This window comes from Acidimicrobiales bacterium, assembly GCA_036491125.1.
Taxonomy (GTDB): Bacteria; Actinomycetota; Acidimicrobiia; order Acidimicrobiales; family AC-9; genus AC-9.
In genome coordinates, this window is sequence record DASXCO010000043.1 from 1 (window position 1) to 12,884 (window position 12,884).

10 protein-coding genes and 1 pseudogene are annotated in these 12,884 nt (G+C 70.8%); 8 read left to right on the plus strand and 3 right to left on the minus strand.

Going from position 1 to position 12,884, the window contains the following annotated elements; genetic code table 11:
* The 3 genes from VGF64_03455 to VGF64_03465 all read left to right on the plus strand — a co-directional run.
* Nucleotides 1-1,122: CaiB/BaiF CoA-transferase family protein (locus VGF64_03455; protein ID HEY1633791.1), on the plus strand; the 1,122-nt coding region annotated here is incomplete at its 5' end.
* Nucleotides 1,123-1,130: 8 nt separating this feature from the next.
* Nucleotides 1,131-2,249 (plus strand): iron-containing alcohol dehydrogenase family protein, encoded by a 1,119-nt coding sequence (locus VGF64_03460; GenBank protein HEY1633792.1) that lies wholly within the window; start codon nucleotides 1,131-1,133, stop codon nucleotides 2,247-2,249.
* Between the two features lie 46 nt (nucleotides 2,250-2,295).
* Nucleotides 2,296-3,117, plus strand: a complete 822-nt coding sequence (locus VGF64_03465) for a DUF455 family protein (protein ID HEY1633793.1) — start codon at nucleotides 2,296-2,298, stop codon at nucleotides 3,115-3,117.
* On the opposite strand, the gene VGF64_03470 is transcribed toward VGF64_03465, so the two are convergent.
* Complete coding sequence (locus VGF64_03470) at nucleotides 3,114-3,350, minus strand: Lrp/AsnC ligand binding domain-containing protein (protein HEY1633794.1); 237 nt, start codon at nucleotides 3,348-3,350, stop codon at nucleotides 3,114-3,116. The two genes, VGF64_03465 and VGF64_03470, sit on opposite strands and share 4 nt — an antisense overlap.
* Nucleotides 3,351-3,441: 91 nt before the next feature.
* Here VGF64_03470 and VGF64_03475 point away from each other — a divergent pair, with 91 nt between their 5' ends.
* Together VGF64_03475 and VGF64_03480 are read left to right on the plus strand one after the other, a co-directional pair.
* Nucleotides 3,442-5,331 carry a S9 family peptidase gene (locus VGF64_03475; protein HEY1633795.1) on the plus strand — a complete coding sequence of 630 codons (1,890 nt, stop codon included), beginning with the start codon at nucleotides 3,442-3,444 and terminating at the stop codon, nucleotides 5,329-5,331.
* A 165-nt stretch (nucleotides 5,332-5,496) separates the two neighbouring features.
* Nucleotides 5,497-5,832 carry a hypothetical protein gene (locus VGF64_03480; protein HEY1633796.1) on the plus strand — a complete coding sequence of 112 codons (336 nt, stop codon included), beginning with the start codon at nucleotides 5,497-5,499 and terminating at the stop codon, nucleotides 5,830-5,832.
* A 3-nt stretch (nucleotides 5,833-5,835) separates the two neighbouring features.
* On the opposite strand, the pseudogene VGF64_03485 reads toward VGF64_03480, so the two are convergent.
* Nucleotides 5,836-7,638, minus strand: a pseudogene (locus VGF64_03485) (phosphoenolpyruvate carboxykinase (GTP)).
* Between the two features lie 119 nt (nucleotides 7,639-7,757).
* Here VGF64_03485 and thiL point away from each other — a divergent pair.
* The gene (gene thiL, locus VGF64_03490; protein ID HEY1633797.1) at nucleotides 7,758-8,678 is read left to right on the plus strand and encodes a thiamine-phosphate kinase; all 921 of its coding nucleotides are present in this window, start codon (nucleotides 7,758-7,760) and stop codon (nucleotides 8,676-8,678) included.
* 6 nt (nucleotides 8,679-8,684) lie between these two features.
* Here the strand turns inward: thiL and rpmB are convergent, their stop codons facing one another.
* Complete coding sequence (gene rpmB / locus VGF64_03495; protein ID HEY1633798.1) at nucleotides 8,685-8,879, minus strand: 50S ribosomal protein L28; 195 nt, start codon at nucleotides 8,877-8,879, stop codon at nucleotides 8,685-8,687.
* Between the two features lie 102 nt (nucleotides 8,880-8,981).
* On the opposite strand from rpmB, the gene VGF64_03500 reads away from it, so the two are divergent.
* Nucleotides 8,982-10,697, plus strand: coding sequence for a DAK2 domain-containing protein (locus VGF64_03500; GenBank protein HEY1633799.1), 1,716 nt, complete (start codon nucleotides 8,982-8,984; stop codon nucleotides 10,695-10,697).
* Nucleotides 10,697-12,856: an ATP-dependent DNA helicase RecG gene (gene recG / locus VGF64_03505; protein HEY1633800.1), complete on the plus strand. Its 2,160-nt coding sequence runs from the start codon at nucleotides 10,697-10,699 to the stop codon at nucleotides 12,854-12,856. The genes VGF64_03500 and recG overlap by 1 nt, the downstream gene beginning before the upstream one ends.
* Nucleotides 12,857-12,884 lie beyond the last annotated feature (28 nt).

Here is a 12,884-nt window from a genome sequence, read left to right on the forward strand (position 1 = left end):
CGCGTCATCGAGATCGCCGGCATCGGACCCGGACCGTTCGCCGCCATGATGCTTGCGGACATGGGCGCCGACGTCGTGCGCGTCGACCGGGCCCAGAAGGTGAGCGGTGGCGACCCTGCGAGCCCTCCCATCGACCTCCTCGGCCGCGGACGACGCTCGGTCGGGGTCGATCTCAAGCATCCCGAGGGTGCGGGGGTGGTGCTCAAGCTGGCGGAGCAGGCCGACGTCCTGATCGAAGGGTTCCGCCCGGGAGTGATGGAGCGGCTCGGGATCGGACCCGAGGAGTGCATGGCCCGCAATCCTCGCCTCGTGTACGGCCGCATGACGGGCTGGGGCCAGGAGGGTCCCTACGCGGACGCTGCCGGCCACGACATCAACTACATCGCCCTGGCCGGGGCCCTCGATCCGGTCGGACGGGCCGGCGAGCGACCCGTGCCGGCCCTCAACCTGATCGGCGACTTCGGCGGCGGCGGCATGTTCATGGCCTACGGCGTGGTGTGCGCCCTGCTGGAGGCCGGCCGTTCGGGACGGGGGCAGGTGGTCGACGCGGCGATGGTCGACGGCGCCGCCGTGCTCACCACGTTCATTCACAGCCTCCGGGCCATCGGCATCTGGACCGACGAGCGGGGCACGAACCTCCTCGACACCGGCGCGCCCTTCTACGAGGTGTACGAGACGGCTGACCACCGGTACGTCTCGGTCGGGTCGATCGAGACGCAGTTCTACGCCGAGCTCCTGCGCCTCTCCGGCCTGGAGGGCGAGGAGCTGCCGGGGCAGATGGACCGCAGCCAGTGGCCGGCGGTGAAGGAGCGGGTGGCGGAGGTGTTCCGCACCAAGACCCGCGACGAGTGGTGCGCGATCATGGAGGGGAGCGACGTGTGCTTCGCCCCAGTGCTGTCCATGGGCGAGGCGCCCAGCCACCCGCACAACCGTCGGCGGGAGACCTTCGTGGAGGTTGCCGGCATCCCTCAACCCGCCCCCGCCCCTCGGTTCAGTCGGACTCCCGGGGGCATCGACGCTCCGCCGCCACACTTCGGCCAGCACACCGACGACACGCTGGCGGAGTGGGGCTTCGCGACAGACGAGCGGGAAAAGCTCCGCCAAGCCGGGGCCATCGCCTGATCGCCTGAGTGATCGTCGTGGACGACTCCTGGATCCATACGGGGTACCCGCAACGCATCCGATTCGGGGCCGGGAGCCTGGACGAGCTGGCCGATGTGGTCAAGGAGACGGGTGCCCGCCGGGTGATGCTGGTGACGACCGAGAGGCGGGCGGTCTCCGACGCCGGCCGCCGCATCCCAGCGTTGCTCGGAAGGCAGCTCGTCTCCACCTTCGCCGGCGTGGCCTCCCACGTCCCGACGGGGACGGTGCAAGAGGCGGTGCGCCAGGCGCAGGCCGACGGGATCGACGGGTTGGTGTCCTTTGGCGGCGGCTCGTGCGCCGATCTGGGCAAGGCGGTGTGCTTCTTCGTCGAGCAGCAGGCGGGAACGCCCGGCATGTCGCCCCTGGACCGCCCCGCCCTGTCGCACGTGGCCGTGCCCACCGCCTACTCAGGCGCCGAGGTGACGCCATTCTTCGGCATGACCGATCTCGCCGCCCGCCGGAAGAGCGGAGCCGGAGGCCCGACCGTGGCCCCGGTGGCCGCCGTGTACGACCCGCTCGTCACGCTGGATACGCCGCCTCGGGTCAGCGCCGAGACGGGGATGAACGCCCTCGCCCACGGGGTCGAGGCGCTCTACGCCACCCGTCGCACCCCCGAGGCGGAGGCCGTGGCCCTGGCGTGTGTCCAGCGGGTGGCGGCGGCGCTCCCGACGGTGGTGGACGATCCCGCTGACCTGACCGCCCGGGCGGCCATGCTCGTCGGTGCGGCCCTCGGTGGACGCGCCCTGCAGAACGCCACCATGGGTGCGCACCACGGGCTGGCGCAGCTGCTGGGCGGTCGCACGGGTATCGCCCACGGCCTCGCCAACGCCCTGCTCCTGGCCCACGTCCTGCGCTTCAACGCCGACGCCGTGCCCGTGGAGGCGGCCCGGATCGGCGCTGTCCTGGGCGACCCAGACGATCCTGCGGGCGCCTGCGATCGGCTCCGCAGCCGCCTCGGGCTGCCGGCCCGTCTGTCCGAGTGTGGGGTCACCGAGGAGGATCTCGACGCCGTCGCCCGCATGTCCCAGGGCAACATGAACGTGGGACTCAACCCTCGCCCGGTGAGCGAGGAAGCGGCCCGCCAGATCCTCGCCGAGGCCTGGTGACGGAGGGAGACTACGATGAACTGCACCCAGCGCACGAGGGGGCGCCATGAAGCGCATGCTGTCGGTCGATGATCTGGCCCGTGACGAGCGGTTCGAGCGGATCCAGATCGAGGACGTGGTCTTCGACGCCCGCAGGTCGGGCCGCGTCCGTCGCAACGTCCTCGATCACCGGGACGCGGAGTCGCCCGACGCCGCCCGGGCGCTGATGCACGGCATCTTCGTCGGAGAGATCCAGGCGCTCGAAGGCGCCGGGCGCACGTGCTACGACTTCGACACCGGTGCCGGCCGCGACGAGATTCCCTTCGCCATGAAGCTCGACATGGCCCGCCAGTGCTGGGACGAGGCTCGCCACGTGGAGATCTCGGTGAAGCTGACCGAGCACATGGGCACCCGAATCGGCGAGTTCTCCGAGCAGACCATGCTGTTCCAGGCGGCCTGCAACTCGGACCCGGTGCTCCGGCTCACCGGGGTCAACCGGGCGCTCGAAGGTCTCGCCATCGACGTGTTCAACACGATGCGCGACTACGGGGACATCGTGTCGGACCCGGTGCTGTACTTCTGCGAGGACTGGATGCTGGCCGACGAGGTGACCCACGTGAAGATGGGCTCGGATTGGCTGAGGCGGCTGACGGCCACCGACAAGGACCGGCAGGCACAGGCCCTGGAGTTCCAGCGCACGGTGGACAAGCTCTTCAGCTTCGGCGGGCTGCGGGGCGAGAGCGAGGACAACCCGGTGCACCTGGCCCGGAAGTTCAGGTCGATGGCCGGGTTCCGCGATGACGAGATCGTCGAGCTCGTTGACATCGCCGCTCAGGCGCAAGCCGAGGCCGAGGCCAACTCGGCGGCAGCGGCGGCGCCCGCGGGTTAGAGGTTGACGACCGGGCAGGTGAGGGTGCGGGTGATGCCCTCGATGAGCTGGACCCGGCTGACGACCATCTTGCCCAGATCGTCGACCGAGCCGGCCTCGGCGCGCACGATCACGTCGTAGGGACCGGTGACGTCCTCAGCCGAGACCACTCCCTGGATCTTGGAGACCTCCTCGGCGACCTGCGCGGCCTTGCCGACCTCCGTCTGGATGAGCACGTAAGCAATTACGGACACGGATCCTCCTCGCCTCGCGGAGCCCGCATCGTAGTGCCAGGTCCTCGCCCCAGTCTGGGCAACGGGCGGGCGCGCCTGGTAGTCAGTCGGCATGGTCGAGCTGATCCCGAGAGCCGTGCTGTTCGGCAACCCGGAGCGGGTGAGCCCCAGGGTCTCGCCCGACGGCCGCCGGCTGGCCTGGCTGGCGCCGGTCGAGGGCGTGCTGAACGTGTGGGTGGCCGACCTGGCGACGCCCGACCCGGGAGGCCCGCCCTTTGACACGGCCGGCCCGGAAGGCCCGCCCTTTGATATCGAAGGCGCCACGCCGGTGACCGACGATCGCGATCGAGGCATCCGAAGCTTCCTCTGGGCCCACGACGACGTCCACCTCCTGTACGTCCAGGACCGTGGCGGCGACGAGAACTGGCGCCTCTACGACGTGGACCTCGAGACGATGGCAGGCCGCGACCTCACGCCGTTCGAGGACGTGCAGGCTCAGGTGCTGGGCGTCGACAAGCGCTTTCCCACCGAGGTCCTGGTCGGGCTCAACCGGGACAACCCCCAACTCCACGACGTCTACCACCTGGACCTGGTGAGCGGGGACCTGCGCAAGGTCCTCGACAACCCGGGCCTGGTCGGCTGGGTGGCCGACGCCGAGCTGGTCGTCCGCGCCGGCATGGCCCCCGAGGCCGACGGCGGCTTCGTCGTCATGGTGCGCGACTCGGCGGCCGAGGACTGGCGTCCTCTCCAGCGGGTACCCGCCGAGGACGCCCTTTCGAGCTCGATCGTGGCCTTCAGCCGGGACGGCGGGAGCCTCCTGGCAGTCAGCTCGCTCGACGCCAACACCGGGCGTCTCGTGCGCGCCGACCTGGGCACGGGCGCCCTCGAGGTGATCGCCGAGGACCCGGTCAACGACGTCTCCGAAGTGCGGCTCGATCCTGAGACCCGCCGGGTCCAGCTGGTCACCTTCGCCCGTGAGCGCACCGACTACCTCGTGCTCGATCCCGGCGTCGAGGCCGACCTGGCGGCTGTGCGGTCGCTGCACCCGGGTGACCCGGTGCTGGTGAGCAACGACGACGCTGACGACACCTGGCTCGTGGGCTTCACCAACGACACCGGACCCATCCCGTACTTCGCCTATGACCGTCGGACGAGGCAGTCCCGGCTGCTCTTCGAGCACCAGCCGAGCCTCGGGGGCTACGAGCTGGCGCCGATGGAGCCCTTCTCCTACGACGCCCGCGACGGCTTGGAGATCCACGGCTACCTCACCTTTCCGGCCGGCGAGCCCAGGGAGCAACTGCCCACCGTGCTCGTGGTCCACGGCGGGCCGTGGGCACGCGACGAGTGGGGCTTCCAGCCCGAGGCCCAGTGGCTGGCCAACCGGGGCTATCTCTGCGTGCAGGTGAACTACCGAGGTTCGACCGGCTACGGCAAGCAGTTCCTGAACGCCGGCGACCGGGAGTGGGGCGGCAAGATGCAGGACGACCTGGTCGACGCCGTGGCCTGGGTCGCGGACCGGGGCCTGGCCGATCCCGCTCGGATCGCCATCTACGGCGGGTCCTACGGTGGTTATGCGGCTCTGGTGGGGGCGGCGTTCACGCCCGAGCTGTTCCGGGCCGCCGTCGACATCGTCGGGCCGTCGAACTTGGAAACGCTCATCCGATCGGTCCCGCCCTACTGGGCCCCGCTGATCGCCCAGTTCCACACCCGGGTCGGCAATCCCGACTCCGACGCCGAGTTCCTCTGGTCACGCTCGCCGTTGTCGAGGGTCAAGGACATCAGGATGCCCCTGCTCATCGCCCAGGGGGCGAACGACCCCCGCGTCAAGCAGGCCGAGTCCGAGCAGATCGTCGCCGCCCTGACCGAGGCCGGCATCGACCACGAGTACCTCCTGTTCCCCGACGAGGGCCACGGCTTCGCCAAACCCGAGAACCGGCTGCGCTTCTACGCTGCTGCCGAGCGCTTCCTCGCCCGCCACCTAGGCGGCCGCGCCGAAGACTGATCCGCCGGCGGTGGGGATCGGGCCCGCCGCTCGGAGGAGCCGCCAACAGTCGAGCGGGCACTGCGCTGGTGGGCATCGCGCGCACTTTCGACCAGTTGTGGAACAGAAGTTCTCACGATCCGCGCCTCGGGCAGGGGAGCCACACCGCGGGTCGAATCCGTAAGAGTGCCCCCTCGGTCCACGACTCCCGGCCAGCGGCGCGCCCGAGCGCTGCGCCCGCCGCCGCTGGCGCCCGGCCCTGGCGAGGGACTCGTGGCACGGGCCGACACCGCCGCGGCGGCCGCCGGCGCGCCGGTCCGGCGCGCCCTCAAGGTCCTGGACGGCCTCGCCGTGGTGGCCTGGACGCTCCTCGCCGTCATGCTGCTGATCGTCACGGTCGGTCCGGCGGTCGGTGCCTTCGATGTCAGCCATGTGACACCGGGCGCCCCGGCTGTCCACCCCGTCCCCGCCGAGGCATCGCACTGGCAGCCGTCACCGAAGGCGACTCCTCGAGGTCCTTGAGGATTAGCGCTCGAGGCGCCCTTCCAGGCGATCGAGCTCGTCGGTGAGCGCGCTGGGCAGGTGGTCGCCGAGCCGCTCGAAGTGGTCACTGATGAGTGGCACCTCATGTCGCCACTCATCGGGATCGACACGCAGGAGCAGCTCCATGTCGGCCCTGGACACGTCGAGGCCGTCGATCTCGATGGCGTCGGGTGCGGGGACCTTCCCGACCGGCGTCTCCACCGCCTCGCCGCGCCCGCTCACGCGCTCGAAGACCCACTCGAGGACCCGGCTGTTCTCGCCGAACCCGGGCCACAGAAACCGACCGTCGGCGTCCTTGCGGAACCAGTTGACGTAGAAGAGCCTCGGCAGCTTGGCCGCGTCGGTGGCTTTGCCGATGTCGAGCCAGTGGCCCAGGTAGTCGGCCATGTTGTAGCCGCAGAAGGGCAACATGGCGAAGGGGTCCCGCCGCAGCTTGCCCACCTTGCCGGCCGCGGCGGCGGTGGTCTCCGACGCCATGATCGAGCCCAGGAAGACCCCGTGCTGCCAGTCGAAGGCCTCGACGATGAGCGGCACGACCGAGCCCCGCCGGCCACCGAACAGGATGGCCGAGATCGGCACCCCCGCCGGGTCCTCCCATTCCGGGGCGATGGCCGGGTCCTGGCTGGCGGGAGCGGTGAAGCGGGCGTTGGGATGGGCCGCCGGGGTCGGCGACGCCGGGGTCCAGCTCTCCCCGCGCCAATCGGTGAGGTGGGCGGGCGCGTGCTCGCTCATGCCTTCCCACCACACGTCGCCGTCGTCGGTCAGCGCCGTATTGGTGAAGATGCAGTTGCCGTCCAAAGTGAGCATGGCGTTGGGATTGGTCTTCATGCTCGTCCCCGGAGCCACCCCGAAGAAGCCCGCCTCTGGGTTGATGGCGTACAGCCGCCCGTCGTCGCCGAACTTCATCCAGCAGATGTCGTCGCCGATGGTCTCGACCTTCCAGCCCGGCAGGGTCGGGACCAGCATGGCCAGGTTGGTCTTGCCGCAGGCGGACGGGAACGCGCCGGTCACGTAGCGGGTCTCACCTCGCGGCGAGGTGAGCTTGAGGATGAGCATGTGCTCGGCCAGCCACCCGTCGTCCCGGGCCATCACCGAGGCGATGCGCAGGGCGAAGCACTTCTTGCCCAGGAGGGCGTTGCCGCCGTAGCCGGATCCGTACGACCAGATCTCCCTGCTCTCGGGGAAGTGCACGATGTACTTGTTCTCGGGATTGCAGGGCCACGCCACGTCCGGTTGACCGGGCTCGAGCGGCGCTCCCACCGAGTGCAGGCAGGGGACGAACTCCCCGTCGGTCCCGAGCTGGTCGAGGACGGCGGTGCCCATGCGGGTCATGATCCGCATGCTCGTCGCCACGTACGGAGAGTCGGTCAGCTGTACGCCGATGTGGGCGATCGGCGAGCCGAGCGGGCCCATCGAGAAGGGCACCACGTACATCGTGCGCCCCCGCATCGAGTGCCGGAAATGGTCGGTCAGCTCGGCCCGCATCTCGTCCGGGTCCCGCCAGTTGTTGGTCGGGCCGGCGTCGACCTCCAGCCGCGAGCACACGAAGGTGCGGTCCTCGACTCTGGCGACGTCGGCCGGGTCGGAGTGGGCCCAGTAGCTGTTCGGCCGCTTGGCGTCGGAGAGCCGGGTGAAAGTCCCGCTGTCGACCAGCATCTGGGCCAGGCGGTCGTACTCAGTCGCAGAGCCGTCGCACCAGACGACCCGCTCGGGCGTGGTGAGGGAAGCGACCTGGTCGACCCACTGCTGCAATCTCTGGTTCTTCGTCGGTCCCATCGCCAAGCGCCTCGTTTCGTCGAGCGCGCCGTTGCGCGCAACGAATGGACGCTCACGATGCTAGGTCAGGGTCGAGGACTGCCCCAATTTCGTCCCGATTCGGTCGCCCTCGCCCTACGCTCGCCGACGTGGGCGCCACACAGCGTGGGGAGCGGGCCGCCATCGAACGGATCCGTTCCCGGCTCCCCGGCCCTCCCGACGGCGAGACCTGGATCGGCGACGACGCCGCCGTGGTGGCGCCTCCGCCCGAGAACCTCCTGCTCGCCACCGATGTCGTGGTGGCGGGGGTCCACGCCGACCTCGATCTGGTGGGAGTCGCCGACATGGGATGGAAGGCCATGGCGGTCAACGTGAGCGACCTCGCCGCCATGGCCGGTCGACCGCGGCAGGCGCTCGTGGCCGTGGCGGGTCCGGCCTCGACCGACCTGGACAGCCTGTTCGACGGGCTGGTCGAGGCGGCGCGCCACTACCGGTGCCCGGTCGTCGGGGGGGACCTCGCCAACGCCGACGTCCTCGTGGTCTCGGTCGCGGTCACGGGGACGAGCGGGGGGAGGCCAGCGGTGCTTCGCTCCGGTGCCAGGCCGGGCGACGCCCTCTTCGTGACGGGCCCGCTCGGGGCGTCGGCCGCGGGACTCGAGCTGCTGCGATCGGGACGAGGTCAGGAAGCTCCGGAGCTGGCCGCCGCCCACCGGCGCCCCCAGGCGCGCGTCGAGGAGGGCCAGGCTGCGCGGGCCGGCGGGGCCACGGCCATGATCGACGTGTCGGACGGCCTCGCCCTCGACCTCGATCGCGTGGCCGTGGCCTCGAGCGTGGGGCTGGCGGTCACCGACGTGCCGGTCGCTGACGGGGCCACGGCCGACCAGGCGCTCGGTGGGGGAGAGGACTACGAGCTGACGTTCAGCGCACCGGACCCCGATGTCGTGGCCGCGGCCTTCCGGACGGCACGGCTGCGGCCACCACTTCGCATCGGGAGCTGCACGGCCGATCCCGGGGAGCGGCTGCTCGATGGCCAGCGGCTCCAACCCTCGGGCTGGCAGCACGACTGGTAGCGGCGGCTAGCGCGAAACCTTCTCGACCTTGCCGGCCCGGATGCAGGAGGTGCAGACGTTGATGCGGCGCGGGCTGCCGTCGACGATCGCCCTGACCCGCTGGATGTTGGGGTTCCACCTGCGCTTGGTGCGCCGGTGGGAGTGGCTGATGCTCATTCCGAAGGAGGGGTGCTTGCCGCACACCTCGCATACCGCTGCCACGAGACGAGCCTCTCGGTCCGGGGACGATGCCTCACGTGCGCCCCGATCGGGTGCCCGACGAGGGAACGCTGTGTGGCGACCACAGAAGGTTAGCATCCGACCATGGACCCGCTGGACCGGCTTGCTGCCGGCGATGTCATGGCGGTGATGCTCGCCTACCGCGACGGCCTTCGTGCCCACCAGGAGGCCATCAACCGCCTGAACGTGTACCCGGTCCCCGACGGCGACACGGGCACCAACATGGCCCTCACCCTCGAGGCCGTGGCGAACGAGCTCGAGCCGCTCGGCGGGTCCGATCTCGAGATGACCGCGGTGTGCAAGGCGGTGGCCCACGGCTCGTTGATGGGGGCGCGGGGCAACTCGGGCGTGATCCTCTCCCAGATCCTCCGGGGCGCGTCCGACGTGCTCCGCGGGCTGGAGTCGGCCGCGGCGGCGGACGTCGCCACCGCTCTGGTCGACGCGGCGACGGCGGCCGAGGGGGCCGTGATGCGACCAGTGCAGGGCACCATCCTCACGGTCGCGGCCGACGCCGCGACAGCCGCCCGGGCCAAGGCCGACGCCGGCGGCGGCCTCGTCGACGTGCTCGACGCGGCGCGGGCAGCGGCCGCCGACTCGGTGGCTCGCACGCCCGAGCTGCTGCCGGTGCTCAAGCAGGCGGGGGTGGTCGACGCCGGCGGCGTGGGCTTCCTGCTGTTGCTGGACGCGTTCCTCCTGGTGGCGGCCGGGCGCCCTATGCCCGAGCCCAAGCTGGCGGCGTCGGAGCCGCTGAGGACGACGGCGAGCGACGCCGGTCCGACGGGGCGGCCCGAGGGAACGGCCCGCCCACCCGCCACCGGTTCGGCCGAGCCCGAGGGCGGGGAAAGCGTCGGCGACCTCCGGTACGAGGTCATGTACCTGCTCGAAGCGCCCGACGACTCGATCCCGGCCTTCAAGGACGTGTGGGCGGGGGTCGGCGATTCGATCGTGGTGGTCGGCGGGGAGGGGACGTGGAACTGCCACATTCACACCGACGACATCGGCGCCGCGGTCGAGGCGGGCATCGACGCCGGCCGGCCCCGCCACATTCGCGTGACCGACCTCCTGGACCAGGTCGAGGAGGAGCGCTGGGTGCGGGACGCGGCCGCGGGCGCGCCGCCCGAGGAGGAGCCCGCCTGGCCGGCGCCGGCCACGGCGGTGGTCGCCGTCGCCACCGGCACCGGCATCCGCAGGATCTTCCGGTCGCTCGGGGTCCACCAGATGGTCGCTGGGGGACAGTCGATGAACCCGTCGACGGCGCAGATCCTCGAGGCCGTGCAAGCGGCTCCGGCCGATGAGGTCGTGGTGCTCCCCAACAACGGGAACATCGTGCCCGTGGCCGAGCAGGTGGACGCCCTGACCGACAAGCGCGTCCGTGTCGTGAAGACGGTCGGCGTCGCCGAGGGCTTCGCCGCCCTGCTCGAGTACGACCCCGAGGCGGGTGCCGACGACAACGCCGGGTTCATGTCCTCGGCCGCCCAGCGGGTCATCGCCGGCGAGGTCACCAGGGCCGTGCGAGCCAGCCCCAGCCCGGCCGGTCCCGTCGCCGAGGGCGACTGGTTGGGCCTCTCGAAGCGCGGCATCGAGGTGGTGCAGCCGACGCTCGCCGAGGCCACCACGGCGCTGCTCGAGAAGCTGCTCACCGACGAGCACGAGATCGTGACCCTCATCGAGGGCGAGGGATCGAGTCCGGCTGACACCCGCCGGGTCACGGAGTGGCTGAGCGAGCACCGCCCGGACATCGACGTCGAGATCCACCACGGTGAGCAGCCCCTCTACCCGTACCTGTTGAGCATCGACTGATGGAGGGGAGGGATGCGGACGGGCGCCTACTCCTGCGGGCGCTGGCTCAGCGTCCTGTCACCGATCTCTCCGGGGTCGGCCCGAGGAAGGCCGAGGCTCTGGAGGAGATGGGCATCACCTCCGTCCTCGAACTGATCACCCACTACCCCCGCAGGTACATCGATCGCACCCAGCAGGTCGCGATCAAGGACCTCAAGGTGGGGGAAGAGGCCATGGTGCTCGGTCATGTGAAGCGGGTCAGCAGCCGGCGGACGCGCCAGGGGAGGGCGCTGGTCGAGATCGACGTGTTCGACGGCACCGCCTACCTGCGGTGCACGTTCTTCAACCAGGGATGGCGGGCCAAGCAGCTGGTCGCCGGCCGACAAGCTGTCTTCTTCGGAAAGCTGGATCTGTACCGGGGTCGACGGCAGATGACCAATCCGGTCGTCGATCTCGTCGGAGACCGCACGGGGCGGATCGTGCCGGTCTACCCCCAGTCCGACAAGGCCGGACTCAGCACGTGGGAGCTGGCGGCTTGGATCGAGGAGGCCCTCCGGCGGGCCGGCGAGCTCGCCGACCCGATGCCCGCGCCGTGGCAGGCGCGCCTCGAGATGGTCGACAGGACCCGGGCGATGGGCCAGGTGCACGCACCCGAGTCGATGCGAGCCATGGAGCAGGGCCGGCGGCGGCTGGCCTTCGACGAGCTGACCTGGCTCCAGGTGGCGCTGGTGATGCGCAAGCGGATCCTCGAGCGCCAGGCGGAGGGCATCCGCCACGTCGTCGAGCCTCCTCCGGGGGCTCCGGCCCTGGTCGACGACTTCCGCCGGCGCCTGCCGTTCGCGCTCACCGCCGCACAGGAGCGGGCCATCGCCGCCATCACGGACGACCTGGCGAAGGCGCACCCCATGCACCGCCTGCTCCAGGGCGACGTGGGGGCGGGCAAGACGGTCGTTGCCGTCGCCGCTCTCCTGGTGGCTGTCCAGGGTGGGCACCAGGGCGCCCTTATGGCACCCACCGAGGTCCTCGCCGAGCAGCACTTCGCCGGAGTGCGGTCGCTTCTGGGCGAGCTCACGGTGCCTGACGACTCCACCCTGATGGGTGATCGCGCCGTCCGGGTGGACCTCCTGACGAACCGCACGACTCCGACCGAACGGACCCGGCTCCACGAGGGTCTGCGCAAGGGGACGGTCGACATCCTCGTCGGCACCCACGCCCTGCTCACCGAGGAGGTCGGCTTCGCCTCTCTTGGCGTCGTGGTGGTCGACGAGCAACACCGCTTCGGTGTCGAGCAGCGCGACATCCTCAAGGGAAAGGGGAAGTCTTCCGGTGGCGCCGACCCGGACGTGCTCGTCATGACGGCGACGCCCATTCCCCGGACGGCGGCCATGACGGTGTACGGCGACCTCGACGTCACCGAGCTCGGTGAGCTCCCTCCGGGCCGGACCCCGGTGCGGACCACGTGGTCGCGGGGGCCCCTCGAGATCGCAGCCGTCTGGAGCAAGGTACGGGACGAGGTCGCCGCCGGGCGGCAGGCCTATGTGGTCTGTCCCCTCGTCGAGGAGTCAGAGCGAATCCAGGCCCGATCCGCTACCGAGGAGCGCGACCGCCTGGCCGTGGAGGAGCTGGCCGGGCTACGCCTGGGCCTGCTGCACGGACAGATGCCCGCCAAAGACAAAGAGGCCGTCATGGCCGAGTTCCGCGACGGCAAGGTGCCGGTGCTGGTGGCCACGACGGTGATCGAGGTCGGTGTCGACGTTCCCAACGCCACGGTCATGGTGATCGAGGACGCCGACCGCTTCGGCATGGCGCAGCTGCACCAGCTGCGGGGCCGGGTGGGCCGGGGAGCGGACGCCTCGTGGTGCTACCTCCTGGGTGAGGGATCTTCACCCGAGAGCGAGAAGCGGCTGGAGGCGCTCGAGCGCTCGACCGACGGCTTCGAGCTGGCCGAGGTGGACCTCGAGCTTCGGGGCGAAGGCACGATCCTCGGTACGCGCCAGCAAGGGCGCACCGATCTGAAGCTCGCGTCCCTGCGTCGGGACCGGGAGCTGGTCAAGAAGGCGAGGGAGATGGCCTTCGATCTCGTCGACGCCGACCCCGCCCTGGTCGGTCACCCGGTGCTGGCCGACGAGGTCCGCCTCAGGATCGACGAGGACGAGGCCGAGTTCCTCTTCAAGAGCTAGTCCCCCATACCCGGAGCGACGGCGGGGC